Consider the following 21,715-nt stretch of genomic DNA (forward strand, 5'->3'; position numbering starts at 1 on the left):
GGGATAAATGTATGAGCAATAATACGAAAAATCGTATGACAATGAACCAATTGGCAAAGGAGTTAAATATTTCAAGAACGACTCTTTACAATATCATGCACCAGAAGGGGGCATTTTCAGAGGAAACGGAGAAAAGAGTATTTAAGGCGCTGGAAGATTACAATTTTAGGGCAAATAATAATGCAAGAAATCTGGCAAAACACAGAGAATACAAGATTGCATTTGTAGGATTTTATTCTATGCGTTTTAAATATTTCTTTGATGAGATAGATGCGGGAATAGAAAGGGCACTTGCCGATTATGAAGATGATGGATTGCAGATTATAAAAAAGTACTCAGACCGAGAAAATCCCGGGCAGCAGATTATAGATTTGAAAGAGCTGGATGAGCAGGGAATTGAGAACTTTATTGTTTTCTGCTACCATTATGAGTATGTTTATCCACAAATTCAGAAATTAATAGAAAAAGGCAAAAATGTCATGCTGTTCTCCAGGCGGATACCAGAGGTGCAGCCCTTGTGCAGTGTGGGGTGTAACGATTATCTGAGTGGGGAGTTGATGATGGAGCTTCTGCATAAATTTGCTCCGGAAGGAAGCAGAGTCCAGCTGCTGATCAGTGAGCATAATCATCATGATAATCTGGTAGTAGGGGAACGCCTTGCAGGGTTTTATGATGCCTTGCCAAAATCAAAGAAGAGATTTGAAATTCTCGAAAATGCATGGACATCACCTGTGCCGGAGGAGGAAAAAGGAGAAATCCGCAGGGTTCTGGAAGAAAGAAATCCCGATGTGGTGCTGGACTTTGTATGCAATCTGGAATATGCTGCCCGCTATCTGGAAGAGAGGGGAAAGCAAAATACAGTTTTACTTGGGTATGATGTTTATCCAGAGATTGTACCGTATATCAAGAACTCAACAATAGATGCCGTTGTGTATCAGGATTTGTCATCCCAGAGCTATAAAGCTGTGCAGCTGATGTTTGAATATATATGTTACGGAAAAAGAATGAAACAGGAGAATTATTACTTGCCCCTGAATGTTGTATTTGCCAGTAACTGTGTATATTTTGAGTGCAGTGATATGGAATAATGGGGCCTGATTCACTGCAGATGGAGATCAAATGATGGAATATAAGATTGAGGATAACAGAATAAGATGGGCTTTTAAGGGTGAAGAGGTTCTGGCTGAAGTCTGTGGCACGGAGAGCATCCGTGTCAGAGCATCTTTTGGTAATCCGGTTGACGAGAAAAGAAATCATAATCTAAAGAAAAATGAGGATCTGGAAGGGAAGGCATGTCTGACCAAAGAAGGGGCCATGCTTTGTGCCGGAAATCTGAGGGCAGAGATATATGATGAAGGACGGGTTACCTTTTACTACAGAGACAAGAAAATTTTGAAGGAAATGTGGATTGACGAAAAAAATGGGATGCCCCCCTTCCAACGGGCCCGTGAATATAAGGGAATCAGTGGTGAAAGATTTCACCTGCAAATTTTTTTTGAACCCAGTGAGGAAGAACATATTTATGGAATGGGGCAGGAGAATACAGGCTGCTTTGATTTGAAAGGCTGTACCGTTGATTTATGCCAGAAGAACACAAAATGTACGATTCCATTTTACATTTCTACTTTAGGCTATGGATTTGTTTGGAATAATCCTGCCGTAGGGAGAGCTGAATTTGTCAAAAACCGTACACTCTGGGAAGCCAGAATGAGCCGGCAGCTTGATTATGTTGTGATAGGAGGTGGGGAACCACGCAGGATTATGGAGTATTATACAGAGCTGACGGGGAGAATGCCAGAGGTTCCAGACTGGATTTTCGGATTGTGGCAGAGCCGCCTCAGATATCGAACACAAAAGGAACTTTTGGAGGTGGCACGGGAATATCGGCGGAGGCAAATTCCACTTTCCGTGATTGTATTGGATTATTTTCATTGGCCGTATCAGGGGGACTGGAGGTTTGATGAGGAATATTTTCCGGATCCAGGGGCAATGGTGGAGGAGCTTAATGAAGCCGGCGTCTGTTTGATGGTGTCTGTGTGGCCCACGGTAGACAGAAGAAGCGAGAATTACAGGAATCTGGAGGAGATGGGAGGTTTGATTACTTCGGAGAGAGGACCTGACGTGCTTTTTATGTGCAGGGGAGCAGAAACTTATGTAGATATGACAAACCCCGGGGCCGCTGATGTATTATGGGAGAAATTAAGAGATAACTATGTTGAGTATGGAATTTCTTCTTTTTGGCTTGACGAGGCCGAACCGGAAATCTACCCCTATGATTATGAGAATATGCGTCTCCGGATAGGGAACGGCTTGGAAGGATCGAATTACTATCCATATGCGTATTCCGCCGGAGTGGAGGAAAGGCTTCGGAAAGACAATATATGGAGCGGAGATGGAGACAGACAAACGGATGGCATTAATCTTGTAAGGAGTGGGTGGATTGGCTCACAAAAGCTTCGGGCGGTTATCTGGTCAGGAGATGTACCGTCCACATTTGAAAGCTTTAAAAACCAACTTGTAGCAGGCCTTCATATGTCTATGTGTGGTATTCCATTATGGACGACAGATATTGGAGGATTTTATGGTGGAGATCCTGAAGAAAAGGAGTTCAGGGAATTGATGATCCGCTGGTTTCAGTTTGGAACATTTTGTCCGATTATGCGGATGCATGGCTACCGAAAACCGTATGTAGAAAAAGGTAATATGGATGATATGTCCGGAGAATGCAGCAGCGGGGGCCCAAATGAAATTTGGAGTTTCGGTGAAGAGGCATATAAAATTATGCTGAACTATATACAGATCAGAGATAAGATGATTCCGTATATTAAGGAACAGCTCACAATTACAAGAAGAACAGGGACACCGATTATGCGGCCGCTTGTATATGACTATCCCGGAGATGCAAATGTATATGATCTTGCGGATGAGTATTTGTTTGGAGACAAGATACTGGTGGCACCGGTTATGAAATATGGTTTGCGGATCCGGAAGGTGTATTTGCCGGAAGGTCATTGGATGAGTGATTATACCGGGAAAGTATATGAAGGTAAATGTATTGTTGAGGAGCAGGCTCCACTGGACTATATGCCGGTTTTTGAGAAATGGTACAAGTAATCAGATATATTTTCATCAGTTTATAAGTTATCAACAAAATCCATTGCCAGGTAGTCAATTTCCTCACTTCCTTATTTGCTAAAATTATCTAACTACATGTTGTATGGTGAGTATAGTATTTGTTGTCAGAAAAGTCCATAACACTCGGGCACCGAAATGTTGGATTCTATACTCCTTGACTTTATTATGCAGCACAAAGTAAAATTTACGATGTGTTTACAAAACAGTATGAGTCGATATCACGAGATAAGAAGGTGTTGGAGCTGATAACAAATTTATATAAAGGTGGTATGGCTAAAATCGGGATGATTTATGCCAAGGACGAAGGAAAACAAGAGGACTTATAACACACAGTGATATTATAAAGAATTGAAAGAAAGAGCAGTGCAGCAAATAAGGCAGAATACCAAGAAAGGAGGCCTGCCTCGTTTTTTCATGAGCTTGTAGCTCTTTTTATAAGCGGTAGTAAATTTGAGCTCGTACATTTATTCGTTCAGAGCCTTTTTGAGTTCTTCCATACTGGTATATCCCTTGATGTCAGAGTCACGGGAGATATGCAGGGCTTCTTCCATTGCATCCAGTGTGCGCTGACTATAGCGGGGGAGTTCCACGTTGAATGGAAGACCGCCATGCAGGATACACTGATGCAGGAAAAGATTTACGGCACCGGACATATCAAGACCGAGGTCATTAAACAGGCCGCTGGCTTGTTTTTTATGCTATTTACAGTGTTCTGCAGTTTTCAGAAACGAAAGATTATGTCCTCTACCTGGCAAATGGAGATCTGACTATACAAGATGGCAGTCAGACGATATCACGTTCACTCGCATTGATAAAACCTATAAACAAAACGTTATTATTGAAAAAGCGAATATAATGTTCGATATGTGGACAAAGAATAAGCCCTCATGATATAATCAGCAAGGTGTGTTTAGGTTAGTTAGGGGGGGGATATCCGTGAAAAGAAGCCGGCAAATTGTATTAGTGGCAAATTGTATCCTTAATCCTAATGCTAAAGTCTATGGGCTTGTTCAAAGTGATTTGAAAAATTCTATTATCAAGGATTTAATGGATGAAAATATTGGTATCATTCAGATGCCCTGCATTGAAATGGAAATGTGTGGTTTAAGGCGCTGGGGACAAGTGAGGGAACAACTCGACCACGAAGCCTTTCGAAACCGCTGCAGAAAACGACTGAAGCCCATTGTTCAGCAAGTTTGTGATTTTGATAAGCAAGGCTATAAAATACTGGGTATTATCGGAATTGATGGAAGTCCGGCGTGCGGCATACATTTTACTCCCACTGGTGACTGGTACGGGGAATTTAACTCAGAGCTAAACTATAGTGATCGAATCAGTAATATGCAGATGGAGCCTGCCCCCGGAATCATGATACAGGAATTAGAAACAATGTTAAAAAGGAAAAACTTGACAGTAAAGTATTATGCGTTAAACGAAGTTGATTTATATGAAAACAAGAATAAGATAATGCAGGCTTTACGTTCAGATATATCAAAAGAAGGAGAGTAAAAAGGTGAAAAAAGGGAAATTGGGAATATCATTATTGTTACTGATAGTATTAGTCGGTTCATCCGTAGGGTGCAGCTCAAAAAATAAGGAAGCAAAAGCAGATACATCTCCTGATAACCAAAGAGGGTTTATAGAAGAGGGGAAAATGTTAGTTGGAATGTGTCCAGAGTATCCGCCTTTTGAAAGTGTCAACTCTGATGGGGATATTGAGGGGTTTGATGTAGATCTGGCAAAAGCTATCGGTAAAGAGATGGGTGTAGAAACGGAATATATTAATACCCCCTGGGAAGGACTCATCGCAGGTCTTGACAATGATACTTTTGATGTGATTATGTCAGGTATGTCTCCAGAAGAAGCTAAGGAGTCAGGGGATAAGGTGGCTGTCACAGAATCTTATTATGCTCTGAAAGAAATCATTGTTACAAAAGATAAAAATATTAAAAGCAAAGAGGATTTGGAAGGGAAAAATGTGGGATGTCATGCAGGAAGTGCTTCTGAATTTGCTTTAGAAAGCTTAAACGGCCAAGGAGTAACTATTAAAGAATCCGTGCCGTATAATCGCCATTCAGAGGCCTTTACAGATCTGTTAAATGGCAATATAGATGCAATGGTTGTCGAGCTTCCCTGGGCAGAGCAAAAGGTGAAAGACAATAAAGAAGCCATGATTGTTGATGATCCTGTCCAAGTGATTGAAATTGCAGGCGTATTCAGCAAGAAAAATGAAGATAAAGTTAAGACATTCAATACAGCATTGGATACATTAAAAGAAAACGGTACTTATGATAAAATCATAAGTAAATGGTTTATAGAAGAGTGATCAAATGAGTGATTTAAACTTTTCAGTGTTAATACAATATGTGCACCTATTACCGTCAGCACTTTTGACGACGATTAAAATCGGTATTCTGGGGTTTTTATTAGCTCTTCTTATTGCAATTATAGTAGGAACATTACGAAGCATTAAACTCCCTGGAATTATCAGTGTGATATTAACGTTTTATGTGGAAGCATTTCGTGGGACCCCACTGCTGGTACAGCTATTCCTCGTTTATTATGGACTGCCAGCATTCGGAATAAAAATGACCCCATTAGTTGCAGCTATATTAACTATGGGACTTAATAGTGGTGCATACTTGTCAGAAAATGTACGGGCAGCCATATTAGCTGTTGATAAAGGGCAGTATGAAGTCGCGGCAATGTTAGGTTACACTTCTTTTCAGACCTCTGTTCATATTGTATTGCCACAAGCGGTTAGAATAGCCATTCCTTCTTTTATGAATGGCTTTTCGTCATTGGTCAAGGAAACATCCATTGTCTCCATTTTACCCGTTGTAGAATTGACAAAACTAGGAAATCAGATATATGCCAGAACGTATCACCCCTTTGAAATATATATAACACTTGGCGTTCTTTATTTCGTTTTAACATATTTTGCAACATTCTTTGCTCGAATGCTGGAGAGGAGGATGTCTAAATGGACGCTTTGATAGCAGCGAAAGAACTGGTAAAAAAATATGGCGATAAAACGGTTTTGAATGGCGTAAATGTCAAAATAGATAAAGGAGATGTTGTGGCTATAATAGGTCCCAGCGGATCAGGAAAAAGCACACTCGTTAGATGCCTGGCAGGATTGGAAAAGTATGATGGCCTGGTGACATTAAATGGAGCTCCTATCATGGATGCCAAGACTGCCAAAGGTAAAATCGGCATGGTCTTTCAAAGCTTTAATCTCTTTCCGCATTATACCGTTTTAAAAAATGTTGCCTATCCTTACCATACAATAAAAAAGATTAATAAAACTGATTCTCTCCGAAAAGCAAAAACTTTACTTGAAAAAATGCATTTGGAGGATACCCAGAATCAATATCCCAGCACGCTGTCAGGAGGTCAGAAACAAAGGGTTGCAATAGCAAGAGCTTTGATAATGGAGCCGGAAATAATTATTTATGATGAACCAACTTCTTCTCTTGATCCTGAACTTGCTTACGAGGTTTTTGAAACCATCAAAAATCTTGCGGATAACGGATATACAATGATTGTCGTTACACATCAAATTAGTGCAGTACGTCATTTTGCCAATAAAATTGTTTTTATGGAGCATGGGAATATATGTGTGGAAGGCAGCATTGAAAATGTTTTAAACAATATGAATAATCCAAACTTAAAGAAATTTCTGGAAAGAGTTGAGTTTTCTGATTTATAAAATTGTAAATGAAAGACTGGGCATAGGATGCAGTCAGGAAGCATCTTATGCCCTTAATCTGCAATCATAAAAAAGCAGAATTTTTTCGTAAGATTGTGGAAGAAAGTAAGCATGAAGCTATGCTATATTACGAGCAAGGAAACACTAAAAAATTTGTTCGGAGGACGGTATAGTGAAACAGAAAGCAATGGATATTAAGTTGATTGTAAGACCTATTATTGGATGTCTGACTCATTCTCATTTTTGGGAAGGCCCTTGTCGTGCAGGGCACTTGGAAGATATGACACCGGAAGCGGAAACAAAGGCGGCTGACACTGCTTTTGCTGCTGCAAAGAAGACGTTGGAAAGCGCTGCTGATGAGATTAAGTTTCTGGATGCAATTGATGCAAGATACGATGAAAAGTTTATTGTAAGTGAGGAGCTTTTTGCACAGATTGAGGAAGACATGGACAAGGTGGATTTTTTTCTGTGCATAAACTGGAGGATTCCCAAGCTGGAACGCTATAAAAAACCGGTTGTGATTCTGCAAAACGGAAATGAAGGAATTGACTTTGCCGCATACTGCCGCTCTATCGGAGTTGAGGCTTATGTTGCAATGGATATCCAGGACTTGAATGAGATTGCACATATACTATGGGTTAGGAAGGCTGTTGCAAATACAAGAGCGCTTGTTCTGACAGCAGGCGGGCAGCCTACTTTTGGAATTCAGAGCCTGATTCGGGATCCCGAGATTTTGAGACAAAAGTATGGGTTTGAGGTGGTAAAGCTTCCCTATACGGCAATTGTTCCTTATATGAAGGCCATTACAGATGAAGAAGCAAAACCCATTGCAGACAGGATAATTAATGGTTCCCGGGATACAAAGGTGAATACAGACTGGTTCATTAATGATATTAAGTATTATCTTGCGGCAAAGAGGATGATGGATGTATATCAGTGCAATGCGTTTACAACGGCATGTCATGAGTTGTGTACATCTGAAATTCCCCAGGAAATGAAATTTACCCCATGTACCTGCCATTCGCTGATGAAAGATGAAGGAATCCCCAGTGGCTGCGAAGAAGACTTGAATGCAATGATGGCAATGATGATTATGCAGTATGCAGCAAACCGTCCGGCATTTATGGGCAACCCAAATCATGAGACAGATGAGTTGTTGAGACTTCACCATGCAGTTCCGGCTCTTTGTATGAATGGATATGGAACAGAGCCTCTACAGTATAAACTGTGGGCATTTACCGGACAGGGATTTGGCGGTAAGCTTCAGGTAGATTTTACGGAAAATAAGGAAGAGTATGTAACCCTGGGAAGATTTAATCCGGCAGGAGACACCATGTGTGTGAAAACAGGGGAAGTTGTCCGTTCTGAATATGATGATGTGTACTGCAGTCCATATTACTATATCAAGATGGACGATGCGAGAACATATATGCATAATCTGGCAGGATTCGGACATCACCAGGTGCTGATTTTTGGCAACTATATAAGTCAGATTAAGAAGATTGCAGAAGTGATGGGATTTAAAGTATTGGAGGGATAAAGCATGATTTATCTGAATCAGGCTGCCACAACATATCCAAAACCGCAGTGTGTGCTTGAGGCGCACACTGCCTCTTTATATAGCGGGCCTGTTGGACAGTTCCGCAGCAGTTCCACTGCAAAAGAGCCGGATATTTTTGAAAAGTGCCGCTGTAGTCTGGGAACATTGTTTGGCATAAAAGAATGGAAGCGTATTTTCTTTTCTTCCGGTGCCACGGATTCTGCAAATGCAGTTATTTATGGACTTCCACTGAGCGGAAAGAATGTGGTGATTACACAGACAGAGCACAATAGTATTCTGCGTCCCCTGCTGAATTTGAGAGAGCAGGTGGGGAGTGTGACAATTGTACCCTGCGACTCCGACGGGAAAGTGGAGCCGGCGGATATTGAAGCGGCAATCAGTGAGGAGACAGCAGCCGTCTTTGTAAATCATTGCTCCAATGTTACCGGAATGATTCAAGATATTGCCGGGATTGGAAAAATCACAAAGAAGAAAGGTGTCATTTTAGCTGTTGATGTGTCCCAGAGTGCGGGATGCATTCCAATTGAGGCTGATCTCTGGGGAATTGATGTTCTTATTTTTACAGGGCACAAAAGTTTATTCGGGACACAGGGAACCGGGGGGTATTACATAAAAGAAGGGGTTGAGTTTCGCCCGTACAAATACGGTGGAACGGGGAGGGATAGCAGACAGCTTACTTATGAGAAGGGAGATTATGAGTTTGAGCCGGGAACGCAGAATACGCCGGGAATTACAGCATTAAATGCGGGGGCAGAGTATATCCTCAGAAGAGGTGTAGAGAGGATTGCAGAAAAAGAGCAAAATTTAATGAAAATGTTGTATCAGGGACTGGAAAACATTCCCGGGGTTCGAGTGTATGGAAATGCAATGAAAAATCAAGGTCCAGTTATGAGCTTTACTTTTTCAGGCCTTCAGTCTTCAGATATAGCATATATACTCCAGAATGGATATCATATAACTGTCAGAGCCGGCCTGCACTGTGCACCGCTGATTAATAACGCAATGGGAACCGGGAAATACGGAACCGTACGAGTCAGTATTTCAGATATGACACAGGAAAAGGAAATTCAATCTATTTTGTCAGCGATGACAGAAATTTCAGCAGGAGGAGTAATAGCGTGAAAATTATGGACAGAATTGAATCCAGGGAACGCTGTGCGGAAGCCGGATGGTATGCATATGATTATCTGTTTGATGAACAAATGAAACCAGAGTTTATTAGAAGACTTCATCCTTTGGGAAACTTTGTTTATTTAAGTATGCTGGCAAAGCCTTTTTTCAAGGTGGAGTCGGACTATTTTTTAATAAAAGGAATTGAAGGAGATAATTTTTTCCGAATCGCAGTGCATGAAGCACACCAAGAGGTGCTGGAGATAATAGAAGAGTTTATTGAAGGAATTGTATAGAAAGCTAAATGTGCTCTCATATCTTATAAATATAGAGTGAAAAGTAGCAAAGAAAAGAGCACATAAACGTAACAAAGGGTTAAAATATGACAAAAATCAATTGAAATAATACATGTAAAATGAAAATATTACTGATACAATACTATTATGAACTAAAATTATGGGAGGAAAGGAAATATGAGAAAGCGTATTGTAGCGGTGGTATTGAGCGGAGCTTTGGCAGTTTCTGCGTTAGCCGGATGTGGTAATTCAGATTCTGGGGATAAAGCATCCAACAGTGACAAGGGCGGCAAAAAGGACACAACAATCTCCATTATGGCAAGTCAGGACTGGGTATATGATGCAGAGATGGAATTGGGAAAGCAGTTTGAGGAAGAAACGGGAATCAAGGTAGACTATCAGATTGTACCGTCAGACCAGTATTATAACCTGCTGATGACGAAGCTGAACAGTGGGGAAGGACCAGATATTTTCGGCGGACAGTCGGGCTCTTATGATTTGGTATCTCAGTATAATATTCAGGAAAATGCGGTTGATTTGTCAGATGAACCATGGATGAAGTACTACAATAAACTTTCTTGTGAACAGACGTCTGCCGACGGTGTGAATTATGGAGCGACCTATTTTGATACGACAACAGATTATTACATGGTTTACAATAAAAAGATCTTTAAAGATAATGGAATCGAAGCGCCGAGTACCTTCGCAGATTTTGAAACGGTCTGTCAGAAGCTTCTGGATAAAGGGGTTATGCCGGTGTATGAACCTGTGGGGGACGGTTGGCATCACGTAATGTGGTTCTGTGAAATCGGCGGGAAATATGAAGATTTAATTCCTGGAATTGTAGATAAGCTGAATAATAACGAGATAAAATTTGCAGATGTTCCGGAATTCAAGACAGCACTGGATCAGTTAAATGAACTGGCTCAAAAAGGCTATTTTGGAGATAATTATCTATCTGATGAGTATGCAGACCTTCCGGCCAATATGGCAGCCGGCGAATATGCAATGGCAGTCTGCAAGCCGGGCTCTATCAAAGAAATAGCAGATGCTTCCGGCGGTACATATACAGAAGATGATTTTGGCATGTTTCTGATTCCTACATTGGATAATAATGTATTAAATGAGCATCCATGCGGCCCCTCCAGATTTATTTATTCCGGCTCAAAACATATTGACGAGGCAAAACAGTATCTGAAGTATATTACCACAAAGGACAGTCTGCAATATATGATTGATAATGAAGCAAAAATAGAGAACCTTCCGTATGATGCAGGGCAGAAGCCTGCTTACAGTGAGGCAACACAAAATTTTTTGGCATCCTTTGATAAATCCGGCGCTGTATTCCAGGATACAATCAAGTATTTGAATCCTCAGTGGATGGAACTTGGACAGGATATTGTTTCTATGTTTATCGGTGATATGACTTCTGATGATGTTCTGAAGCAGATTGATACAAGAAGGGCAACGCAGGCTGAGGCAGCAGGCGATGAAGCCTGGAAATAATAAAATAGTTCTTACAGTAGATTGTATATGACAGCAAGGCTGCAGCGGCAAAAAAATGTGCCGCTGCAGCCTTTTATGTAACAAAAGTGTAGTCTATTGTTGCTTTTCTTTTCGATATGCCGAAGGATTCATCCCAATATGTTTGCGGAATGTTTTACTGAAGTGAAATTGATCAGGATAGCCGACGTGCTCTCCAACCTCGCGGATTGGCAGCATTGTATCAGTTAATAGCCGTTTCGCCTCATGGATTCGAATGTCTGTCAAATATTTGGATGGCGTATCACCTTTATACCGGTTAAATAATTTAGTCAGATAAGCGGAAGTGAAGCCATTGGCGGAGGCAAAGGAACTGATGTCAATGTTGTCCATGTAGTGTTCCCTCATATATAATACTGTATATTCTACGATTTCTTCCGCGGCTTTCCCAACTAACTCAGGGTCCTCTTCAAGCTCGTAATGTTTTTGCAGAGGCAGCCGTACATGGCTGAGGGTACTCTCCAGATCCTCCGCAGAAACTGGTTTCAGCAGATAATCAAAGACTCTCTGTTTTAATGCTTCACGGGCATAATCAAAATCGGTATATCCTGTGAGAACAACAGTAAAAATGTGCGGATACTGTTCATGGACGCATTTGGCAAGAGCGAGGCCATCCATCGCAGGCATTCTGATGTCCGTAATAAGAAGATGAATTGTATTTGTTTTGAGGTATCTAAGCGCCTCTTCCCCATTTGAAACTTGATGTATTACTTTAAATCCGGAATCCAGGGAATTAATACTGTTGGCTAGAGACTGACGCAGTAAAGCCTCATCCTCTGCAATCAAAATGTTATAATGCTTTAGTTTCGTCATTAAGCTTTCCTCCTACTTTCACAAATGCACCGCCATTTGACAGGTTCCCAAAATCAAAGATAAATGGAATTCCATAAATAAGGTAAAGACGGATAAAAATATTGAGAATTCCCATACCGTTTAATTCCAGACTGGGAAGCAGTCCGTATTTGAGGATTTCGTCCATCTGGGAACGAAGACGGGAATTAGTCTCCGCATCAAATCCAGGTCCGTTATCTTTTACCTCAATGTACCAATTTGCCTCGTCTGTGTATCCGCGGATCAGGACGTGCCATGGGGGTGAAACTTGTGTTGAAAATTTTGCCGCATTCTCCACAAGAAGCTGAATGCAAAGCTTGGGAATTGAACAATCCAGCATGGCGTCATCCACATTAAACTCGTATTGAAGAGAATCTCCGAACCGCAATTTCATACATTTTAAATATAAGCTGCAATGCTCCAGTTCCTCTTCAACAGTGGAAACCTGTTCCCGGTTAGAAGAAATATAGCGTAGTATAGAGGAGATATCCTGGCACATCTGTACTACCGGTGTTGTAAGTCCTTCTTCCGCCATTGCTGCAATATTCAATAGAGAATTATATAGAAAATGCGGATTCATTTGAGACTGCAGTGCCAGCATCTGAGCCTGCAGCTCCTGTTCTTTTAGGAGCAGCATGGAATCCGTGGCGGTTTTCTGTGAGCGCAGTGCCTCATTGAGAGAATTACAAAGCTTCTCAATTTCAATAATTCCAGAGTCGTTCATTTCAATTTCACGAAACTGATTCTGGGGATCAATATGAGAAAGAAAGTGATAAATGTCTTGGATAGGTGCACTGATTTTCTTGGAGATCGCAGTAGCAAAAATAAGACACACAATAAAGAGTAAAACAAAAATAAAAAATATCCAAAGCAAAGAATGATAAACAGGAGCCAGGAAATCTCTCCGATTGACAGCTACAGCTACAGTGAACCCGGAATATTCAGCCTCCGAAAAACAGGTATATTCCATGGTGTTCTTCTGGGTATTGAACACTTCCTGTCCTTTGGCAGATTTATGGGAAAAGTAAGAGAAAGCTTTTACATCCCCCTCTTCCTTCAGTGGAAACAGGAGGTTTCCATCAGTATCATAAACCATGATGCCAAGATCATAACTGCTGTTGGGGGCGTAGGCTTGTCTGAAAAGCACGTCATAGTATTTCATTATCTCTACAAATCCGGCGGGTTTCAGGTATTCATCATAGTACATACGGTACAGAGAGAGGTAATATCGATTGGAATTGGTGCCTGTATTTGCAGAAAATGTAGGATTGATTCGAGCCTGTGGAATATAACGGTGGCCATGGCACAGGACTGTGTCCGTAAACCATGGTTGTGCAGAGGCAGTAAGCTGAAGATCACCCGTATAATTTCCCGCACCGTAGGAGCCCTTGGTAAAACCGTAAATATTAACCTGACGAATTGAAGAATCTACTCCTTTTATGGCTGTCATTGCGTTTGCAAGTTTATTTTTGCGCTGATTTTGCTCATAAGGGGTAGCTTTGGAATCTTCGTTATATGCGGCAAAAGTATTTTTGATGGAAGTTGAGTGAATCGTATTTAGACATACGTTATCCATTTGGGCAAACTGCTGGTCAATGTCTTCGGCAATGGCAGAACAGGTTCTTTGAATATCACGTTCTGCATTTGAGCGGAGATTTATGTATTGAATTAATGAGAAAATAAATGCCGCACAGCTTAACATGACCAACATGATAATTATAAAATAAGAAGAAAGGATTTTCTGAATACTTTGTGGTTTTGATCGCATAGGCACCCCCTGATAGCAAACCGGAACAGATATATTTTGTTAAGTACCGATGACTTGATTAGTATAGCATATTGTACTGGAATAGTCATGGAATGGTTAAAAAAACACATAAAGTGACTTGGTATATGCATGTGAATCAGCCCCCATAATCTGTAAAATAGATAAAAATAGAAAAAGCAAAGGAGGATTTTTGTGAAAAAGTCAAAGTTATATCCATGGTATTTTGCTGCGGGGGCAATCATTATCTATACAACACTGTGCGTGATACCGGGAATTATAGGTATCGGGTATGCCTTTACGGATTGGTCTGCATATTCCAAGGAAATACATTTTGTGGGGTGGGAAAATTTTAAAAAACTGTTCAGTGCAGACACAAATTATATGAAGTATATTACAAATACATTGCTGTTTACCGCTGTTACAACAGTTGCAAAAAGTGGACTGGGACTGTTATTTGCACTTGCACTTAGCAAAAACATTAAGTTGAAGAATTTCCACAGAGGAGTGATGTATATGCCGTCTGTTTTATCAATTCTGATCATCGGTCTGGTATTTACATCAATTTTGAATCCGAAGGTGGGAATTTTAAATCAGACTCTGAGAACAGTAGGACTGGACAGTATGACGCAGCAATGGCTCACGAATCCTAAGATTGCATTTTGGTCGGTTATGGCAGTGGATATCTGGAGAGGCACCGGTTATATTATGACCATGCTGATTGTTGGAATCCTGGCAATTCCCCAGGTGTATTATGAGGCGGCCGGGATTGACGGTGCAAGTGGCTGGAACAAATTTATACATATTACACTGCCTATGTTAAAGCAAACTCTTGCGGTGACTATCGTACTGAATGTTCTGTATGGCATGAAAGTGTTTGATATGGTTTATGCTTTGACGAACGGCGGACCGGGGCACACAACCGAAGTAATGTATACCGCAGTATTCAAACAATTTTCACAGGGACTGTACGCAGAAGGAACAACCATCAGTTCCGTTATGTTTATTATTATGGTTGTAACAGGATTCTTTATGATTAAGGTTCTGACGAAAGACGAGGTGCAGGAATAATGCAGACAAAGAAAAAAGCAATAAATTTCATGAAAAATATTCTGGCATGGCTGATTTCACTGATTATGCTGATTCCGCTCGTACTGATTATTGTAAATGCGTTTAAATCGGATGCCGAAGCATTGACACTCACGTTATCGCTCCCTAAAGAATGGACCTTCTCTAATTTTGTAACTGTCATTGAAAAGGGGAAACTGCTGCAGAGCTTCCTGAACAGTTTACTATATGCCGGGTGTGCAACAATAATAGTAGTATTGTTCGGTTCTATGGCGGCATATATTTTTTCCAGAAGAAGAGACCGCACCGGCAATGCCGCTTATATGTATATGGTGTTAGGAATTGTAATTCCTATTAACTATGTGGCACTGATGAAGGTCATGCAAGTGACTCATCTGAATAACTCAGTACCAGGAATCATTTTATTGTATACGGCGACACAGCTTCCGTTTACCGTATTCCTGCTCTATGGATTTGTGTCAAAGATACCCGTAGATTTGGATGAAGCGGCTGTAATAGACGGCTGTGGACCGGTCAGGCTGTTTTTTGGCATTATTTTTCCAATGATGAGATCCAGTATTGTGACTGCTGCAGTTTTATGCTTTTTGAACACTTGGAATGAGTTCGTAATGCCTTTGTATTTTCTAAATTCATCAGAAAAGTGGCCTATGACATTGGCTGTTTATAATTTCTTCGGGCAGTATGAGAAGAGCTGGAATCTTATTTGTGCAGATATTTTGCTGACCTGCCTGCCGGTAATTATTATGTATCTGTCATGTCAGAAGTATATTGTAGGGGGGCAGACAGAAGGTGCAGTGAAAGGATAAGCATGTCCAAAAAAGGCTAAACAGAAAATGTGTGAGGTGAGAACCATGAGGATAGAGTCAAGTGAGGCCTGTCAAAACAGGTCAATTATAAAGTTAAAAACAAGTCAGGGATTGTTGATGCTATTTGGGATAACGGAAAATATTATCCGCTGTGTATATACAAAACAAGAGGAGATATGTTTAACCTCTCCTCTTGGGATTTGGGTGGAAGCAAAGACAGTGTTACAGCTGCGGGAAACAAAAAACGCTTACATAATTGCAGCCGGCCGGGTGTGCCTTGAGGTGGAGAAAAGCACCGGACGCTTTACATGGAGAAGTCAGACAAATAAAAAGATATTGCTTCAGGAAGCCGGGAAGGAATTAAGCGAGCATCCTCTTATGATTTATACCACAGGGGAGGATGAACCAATCATTAACCGTGTGCAGACGGTGGATGGAGAACGAAATTTTGTGGAAAACCTAAAGCCGGTGATGGATCATATGGCATACCGGGGGAAAATTTATTTCCGGTGGAAGGAAAAGGAGGCAATTCATGGCCTGGGCCAGGGGGAGGAGGGAATTTATAATTACCGTGGAAACGTACAGTATCTGTATCAGCACAACATGCGGATTCCGATTCCCTTTTTCCTTTCTGACCAAAATTATGGAATTCTGGCAGACTGCGGAAGTCTTATGTCATTCAATGATGATAACCGTGGCTCCTATTTGTACTTTGATACGGCTGAGCAGATAGATTATTATTTTATTGCCGGTGAGACAGCAGATGAAATTATTGCAGGTTATCGCACATTGACAGGAAAAGCAGTGATTCTGCCAAAGTGGGCTTATGGATATGTGCAGTCAAAGGAAGCATACCACACCCAGGAGGAATTGGTTAAAGTAGCGGAGGAATACCGCAAACGCAGGATTGGACTGGATTGTGTCGTCCAGGACTGGAACACATGGGAAGATGGAGCTTGGGGAAATAAGATAGTAGATAAAAGGCGGTATCCTAATCTGGCAGAAATGAATCAGAAACTGCACGATATGCATGTGCATTCTATGGTGTCGGTATGGCCGAATATGAATGCAGGTACAGATAACTATGAAGAGATGCGGGCCGCAGGTTATTTATTAAATGACTATGCAACTTATGACGCGTTTGATGAGGGGGCAAGAGAGTTATATTGGAAGCAGGCTAAAAAGGAATTGTTTTCAGGGGGTTTTGACTCCTGGTGGTGTGACTCTACCGAGCCCTTCTCTGGTCCGGACTGGAATGGAGAATTCCTGCGGGAACCTTGGGAGCGTTTCTGTCTGGTTGGAAATGAACATAATAAATTTTTGAGAGCTGACCGTGCGAATCTTTATGCAGTTGCACATGCGAAGGGTATCTATGAAAACCAGAGGAAAGCAGCACCAAAAAAACGTGTCCTGAATTTGACAAGAGCAGGGTATGCGTCTATCCAGAAATACGGAACAATGCTCTGGTCGGGCGATATTAAAGCAAGCTGGAAGACCCTTAAATGCCAAATAACAGAGGGACTGAATATGGCATTAAGCGGGATGCCATACTGGACATTAGATATAGGGGCATTTTTTACTGTGAACGAAAAGTGGCAGAACCGCGGATGCGGATGTAATAAGGATTCGTCACCAAAATGGTTCTGGCGGGGAGATTACGAAGAAGGTGTGAATGATTATGGATATCGGGAGTTATATGTACGTTGGTTTGAATTCGCAGCGTTTCTCCCCATGTTTCGCTCACATGGTACTGACACACCCCGGGAAGTATGGAATTTTGGAAATCCGGGAGAGATGTTTTACGATGCACTAGTAAGTACAATACAGTTGAGATACCGTTTGATGCCATATATTTACTCGATGGCGGGGAAAGTATGGTTAAAAAATGACACAATGATGCGCCCGTTATTGTTTGATTTCCCGAATGATGCAGGAGCAGCCTTAGACAGTGAATACATGTTCGGAGAAAGTCTGTTGATTTGTCCTGTAACAGACCCGATGTATTACAAACGGGAGAGTAGAAAGCTGGAGAAGGATAAAACATGGAATTGTTATCTTCCGGGGGGGACTTACTGGTATGATTTCCATACAGAAAAATATTATGAAGGAGGGCGGAACGTAGACATACAGGCTGAGATTGACAGAATTCCTGTTTTTGTCAGGGCGGGGGCAATCATTCCCATGGAGAAGCAGCTGCAGTATGCGCAGGAAGCTGTAGATACGGCGCTGGAGATTCATATATATCCGGGAGGTGACGGGGAGTATGAATTATATGAGGATGCAGGAGACGATTATGGATATGAGGAAGGACATTATAACCTGATTTCCATGTCCTGGAATGATGAAAAACAAGAATTAGCAATAGGCTCTTCAGCGTATGATTTTCCTCAGAGTATACGTGGAAGAAAATGTATAGCCGTTGCAGGTGAAAAATGTAAAGAGTTTGTTTATCAGGGAGAAGAAGTGAGAATATGCTTGTAAAAGATATGAAAAAACTGCCGGCAGATTTCCCCTTTGAAATACAGAGCTACTGCCAGCAACGGACTAAATGTGAGAATAAGGACACATCCCACTGGCACAATTTTTTTGAGATAACCTATGTGGATGAGGGAAATGCAAGGTATGAAGTGAATGGCCATATATATGATGTGGAAAGTGGAGATGTGATTTTGTTCAATAACAGTGAATCTCATAAATGGGAGGTGCTCACAGAGGAAGTTCGGCTTACTGTGCTGATGTTTTCCTCAGATATAATTTCCGACGGAAGCAGAATGTTGGATATGGATTATCTCGTGCCATTTCTTGAGAGGGGAAATAATTTTGAAAATTGGATTCCAGGCAGAGAAAAGTTCACAAAAGATATTAAGGCCCTGCTGGATGAGATTAGTGAGGAAGATTGGCGGGGACAGGCTGGGAATCGTCTTATGATTAAAGCGGATATATTAAAGATACTGACTCTTCTTGTGCGGTATTATGAGCGTGCAAATAGCAGGATTGAATTTTTTGCAGGGAAAAAGGATTCTGTCAGAAGAATAGAGCAGGCGTTCACATTTATAAAAAAGAATTATGGTAAAAAAATCACTTTAGAAGAAACGGCAGCTACTGTCTGTATGAGCCCTAATTATTTTTCCGGCTATTTCAAAAAAACGGCCGGCTGCAGCTTCCAGGAGTACCTCACAAAGATTCGGATGGAAAAGGCAAAAGAAATGCTGCATCATTCTTCTGATGGGATTTTGGAAATTGCACAGGAATGTGGAGTTTCCAATACAGCAAACTTCTACAGGCTGTATAAAAAGTATTATGGAATTGCACCGGGAGAAGAGCGGCATAGACAGGCAATATGATGCAATACATTGATAGTTCGTCCGGGGAATTTTTAAAATTTATTCGAAATCGAGCATGTCGAGCAACAGAAGACATTTCAAATGATCTGATTAAATGGAAATAATAAATAAAAAAATATATGATTAATGGCACGTTATAAATAATATTATTAAAAACAACCAGAGAAATATAAAAACAGAATGACGTTCTGCTTTTGAACTATAAACCTATTTTGTAAGGAGTGGTTGTATGGGAAAAGATAATTTAGTACAGGAACTCGTAAACAGTTATGATGATTGGCCGATACAGAAGGAGGTGTTTGAAAACTGTGCAGGCGGAACAGGCAGAATGACTTCAGAGCTTGCACCGTATGATCACCTTTTTTCTCCAATCCAAATCAATCGTATGGTAGTAAAAAATCGTATTGTGATGGCTCCCATGGGCAATATAGATATGTGCGAAGAGACGGGGCGGCCCAATGACATGATGCTGCAGTATTTTTTTGCCCGGGCAAAGGGCGGCACCGGTTTGCTTACCACAGGGCTTATTCCGACCAGTCACGGGATTGACTCAACGGTAACGGAGCTGGGTGAGCTTTCCTATTTTCCGCGTATTGACCGCAGTCGGACAGTGCTCTCCGGGTGGCGTGATTTGGCACAAGGAGTACATGCATATGGGGCTAAAATCTTTGTACAGCTGACAGCAGGACTGGGCAGAGTGGGGAATCCCCAGTGTTTATTAACACAAAAGAAACTGCCAAAATCAGCTTCTTTTTTGCCTAATTTCTACATATCATCTATCCCGTGTTTTCGACTGTCAGATGGAAAGTTAAATAAGATCATCAAGAGCACTGGGCAGGCTGCGGCTGATGCACATGCAATGGGGCTGGATGGGGTATACCTCCATGGTCATGAGGGGTACCTGCTTGAACAGATGACAAATCCTGCATTTAATCATCGGAAAATGAGTAAGTATGCTGACTGGAAACGTTTTGGCGTTGATATAGTAAAGGAAATCCGAAAACGCGTAGGCCCTCATTATCCGATTATGTATCGGATCGATTTATCCTTAGCGTTAGAGGAATGTTACGATGATAGGACGATGAATGAAACCTATTTAAAACGGTTTAAGGGTGGACGTACGATTTCACAAACTCTTGAATATATGAAAGATCTGGTGAAAGCAGGAGTGGATATCTTTGATGTTGACCTGGGATGTTACGACAACTGGTGGCTGCCGCATCCTCCATCAAGTATGCCGGCCGGATGTTTTCTGGAAGTGGCACGTGAAGCGAAAAGGTATTTTGAAGAGAATAAGATATTGTCAAACGCGGGTATACCTGTGCCCATTGTTGGAGTCGGAAAACTGGGATATCCGGATATCGCAGAAAAAGCATTAAGAGCTGGGGACTGTGACATGGTAATGCTGGGACGTCCGTTATTGGCAGACCCGGAATGGCCGAATAAAGTATATGCCGGCAAGGTAGAGAAAATCAGACCTTGCATAGGGTGTCAGGAAGGCTGTCTGAACGAATTTGTCGAAGCCGGGCATCCCCAATGTGCAGTGAATCCCCGGTCTAGTTTTGAGTCGCAGATGCCTGAAAATCCTCCTCTTGCAGAGAAGTCAAGGGCGATAGCTGTGATTGGTGCCGGCCCTGGCGGTGTGATTGCTGCTGTGACAGCAGCTAAACGAGGGCACAAGGTTACATTGTTTGAAAAAACCAATGATATTGGCGGACGTATTGTTGCTGGCTCCATTGCGGCGATAAAATATGATGTGGAGAATTACCGGGAATACTTAGTGCGTGAAGTTTCCCAGGCTCAAGCTGAGTATGGGCTTGAGTATCGTCCGAATACGTTGTCGGATGCAGATTCTCTTAAAGCAGGAGGCTATGATGTGATCATTACAGCAGCTGGCACAAAAGATGCAGTGCCGCCCATCGAAGGAATCAGAGAAGCAACAAATATAGTGCAGGCAGCGGACCTATTTTGCCACCCGGAAAAATTAGGCAAAGCAAAGAAAATTGTAATAGTGGGCGGGGGAGTGGTCGGCTGTGAGATGGCGCAGTGGTTAGCTTATGAATATAACCGTGAGGTAACGGTTGTAGAAATGCTGAATTACTTTATGGAAGGCGTCTGTACAGCAAACCGGGGACACCTCCTGCATGCATTAAAACGTAAAAATGTAAAATTACTGAATATGTCCAAGGTAGTGAATATATCTCCTGCCGGTATTACGATTGAGCAGAATCATGATAAGAATGTGCCGAATCCATATAATTCATGGTCACCTATTTTGCCGGAGAATATTCAAAATCCTATGGCGCCAAAGATAGGAGAGGATTGGCACAAAGAGACAATTCCGGCGGATCTGGTGGTATTGGCTGCCGGCGGCAGGCCGGATGACAGTCTCTACTATAAAGCACTCAAAAATAGAAGTGCGGCGGAGATTTATAACATAGGAGATAGTTTTTCTCCCGGTCGGATCCAAGAAGCGGTAAGGGCAGCTTACCGTCTTGGTATATCAATATAAGGGGGTGAAGTA

General features: G+C 41.6%; 18 protein-coding genes and 1 pseudogene. 16 read left to right on the forward strand and 3 right to left on the reverse strand.

Annotation, left to right across the window (positions count from 1 at the left end; genetic code table 11):
- Positions 1-11: 11 nt before the first annotated feature.
- The 3 genes from EDD59_RS13915 to EDD59_RS18315 all read left to right on the forward strand — a co-directional run bounded on the left by EDD59_RS13915 (position 12) and on the right by EDD59_RS18315 (position 3,461).
- Positions 12-1,088, forward strand: a complete 1,077-nt coding sequence (locus EDD59_RS13915; protein ID WP_132382909.1) for a substrate-binding domain-containing protein — start codon at positions 12-14, stop codon at positions 1,086-1,088.
- 31 nt (positions 1,089-1,119) lie between these two features.
- On the forward strand, positions 1,120-3,114 hold the full coding sequence (locus EDD59_RS13920) for a glycoside hydrolase family 31 protein (RefSeq protein WP_132382911.1): 1,995 nt from the start codon (positions 1,120-1,122) through the stop codon (positions 3,112-3,114).
- Between the two features lie 212 nt (positions 3,115-3,326).
- Positions 3,327-3,461: a hypothetical protein gene (locus EDD59_RS18315; RefSeq protein WP_279233366.1), complete on the forward strand. Its 135-nt coding sequence runs from the start codon at positions 3,327-3,329 to the stop codon at positions 3,459-3,461.
- Positions 3,462-3,599: 138 nt separating this feature from the next.
- Here the strand turns inward: EDD59_RS18315 and EDD59_RS13925 are convergent.
- A pseudogene (locus EDD59_RS13925) lies at positions 3,600-3,818 on the reverse strand (type II toxin-antitoxin system RelB/DinJ family antitoxin); the annotation flags it as partial.
- A 253-nt stretch (positions 3,819-4,071) separates the two neighbouring features.
- Between EDD59_RS13925 and EDD59_RS13930 the strand changes: the two are divergent.
- The 8 genes from EDD59_RS13930 (at position 4,072) to EDD59_RS13965 (ending at position 11,320) form a co-directional block, all read left to right on the forward strand.
- The gene (locus EDD59_RS13930) at positions 4,072-4,644 is read left to right on the forward strand and encodes a CD3072 family TudS-related putative desulfidase (protein ID WP_132382915.1); all 573 of its coding nucleotides are present in this window, start codon (positions 4,072-4,074) and stop codon (positions 4,642-4,644) included.
- 4 nt (positions 4,645-4,648) lie between these two features.
- Positions 4,649-5,461, forward strand: coding sequence for a transporter substrate-binding domain-containing protein (locus EDD59_RS13935; protein ID WP_132382917.1), 813 nt, complete (start codon positions 4,649-4,651; stop codon positions 5,459-5,461).
- A gap of 4 nt (positions 5,462-5,465) precedes the next feature.
- Entirely contained in the window at positions 5,466-6,131 is a 666-nt protein-coding gene (locus EDD59_RS13940) for an amino acid ABC transporter permease (RefSeq protein ID WP_132382919.1), read from the forward strand.
- Positions 6,119-6,847, forward strand: coding sequence for an amino acid ABC transporter ATP-binding protein (locus EDD59_RS13945; RefSeq protein ID WP_207670411.1), 729 nt, complete (start codon positions 6,119-6,121; stop codon positions 6,845-6,847). The genes EDD59_RS13940 and EDD59_RS13945 overlap by 13 nt, the downstream gene beginning before the upstream one ends.
- A 172-nt stretch (positions 6,848-7,019) precedes the next feature.
- Positions 7,020-8,387 carry a hypothetical protein gene (locus EDD59_RS13950; RefSeq protein ID WP_132382923.1) on the forward strand — a complete coding sequence of 456 codons (1,368 nt, stop codon included), beginning with the start codon at positions 7,020-7,022 and terminating at the stop codon, positions 8,385-8,387.
- Positions 8,388-8,390: 3 nt separating this feature from the next.
- Complete coding sequence (locus EDD59_RS13955; RefSeq protein WP_132382925.1) at positions 8,391-9,530, forward strand: aminotransferase class V-fold PLP-dependent enzyme; 1,140 nt, start codon at positions 8,391-8,393, stop codon at positions 9,528-9,530.
- Positions 9,531-9,535: 5 nt separating this feature from the next.
- The gene (locus tag EDD59_RS13960; protein WP_243117437.1) at positions 9,536-9,814 is read left to right on the forward strand and encodes a hypothetical protein; all 279 of its coding nucleotides are present in this window, start codon (positions 9,536-9,538) and stop codon (positions 9,812-9,814) included.
- Positions 9,815-9,991: 177 nt separating this feature from the next.
- Positions 9,992-11,320 carry an ABC transporter substrate-binding protein gene (locus EDD59_RS13965; protein WP_132382929.1) on the forward strand — a complete coding sequence of 443 codons (1,329 nt, stop codon included), beginning with the start codon at positions 9,992-9,994 and terminating at the stop codon, positions 11,318-11,320.
- Positions 11,321-11,413: 93 nt separating this feature from the next.
- Here EDD59_RS13965 and EDD59_RS13970 read toward each other — a convergent pair whose 3' ends face one another.
- Entirely contained in the window at positions 11,414-12,169 is a 756-nt protein-coding gene (locus EDD59_RS13970) for a response regulator transcription factor (protein WP_132382931.1), read from the reverse strand.
- Complete coding sequence (locus tag EDD59_RS13975) at positions 12,147-13,955, reverse strand: sensor histidine kinase (RefSeq protein ID WP_132382933.1); 1,809 nt, start codon at positions 13,953-13,955, stop codon at positions 12,147-12,149. Before EDD59_RS13975 ends, EDD59_RS13970 begins: the two co-directional genes overlap by 23 nt.
- 192 nt (positions 13,956-14,147) lie before the next feature.
- Between EDD59_RS13975 and EDD59_RS13980 the strand changes: the two genes are divergently transcribed.
- The 5 genes from EDD59_RS13980 (at position 14,148) to EDD59_RS14000 (ending at position 21,703) form a co-directional block, all read left to right on the forward strand.
- Entirely contained in the window at positions 14,148-15,023 is an 876-nt protein-coding gene (locus EDD59_RS13980; protein ID WP_132382935.1) for a carbohydrate ABC transporter permease, read from the forward strand.
- A 29-nt stretch (positions 15,024-15,052) separates the two neighbouring features.
- Positions 15,053-15,847 (forward strand): carbohydrate ABC transporter permease, encoded by a 795-nt coding sequence (locus tag EDD59_RS13985; RefSeq protein WP_330572150.1) that lies wholly within the window; start codon positions 15,053-15,055, stop codon positions 15,845-15,847.
- 45 nt (positions 15,848-15,892) lie between these two features.
- A complete protein-coding gene (locus EDD59_RS13990; RefSeq protein WP_132382939.1) occupies positions 15,893-18,328 on the forward strand; it encodes a glycoside hydrolase family 31 protein in 2,436 nt (811 codons plus the stop codon).
- A 5-nt stretch (positions 18,329-18,333) separates the two neighbouring features.
- Positions 18,334-19,191, forward strand: coding sequence for an AraC family transcriptional regulator (locus EDD59_RS13995; protein WP_165920949.1), 858 nt, complete (start codon positions 18,334-18,336; stop codon positions 19,189-19,191).
- A gap of 229 nt (positions 19,192-19,420) precedes the next feature.
- Positions 19,421-21,703 carry an oxidoreductase gene (locus tag EDD59_RS14000; RefSeq protein WP_132382943.1) on the forward strand — a complete coding sequence of 761 codons (2,283 nt, stop codon included), beginning with the start codon at positions 19,421-19,423 and terminating at the stop codon, positions 21,701-21,703.
- Positions 21,704-21,715: the final 12 nt, after the last annotated feature.

The organism is Muricomes intestini, assembly GCF_004346165.1.
Classification (GTDB): domain Bacteria; phylum Bacillota; class Clostridia; order Lachnospirales; family Lachnospiraceae; genus Muricomes; species Muricomes intestini.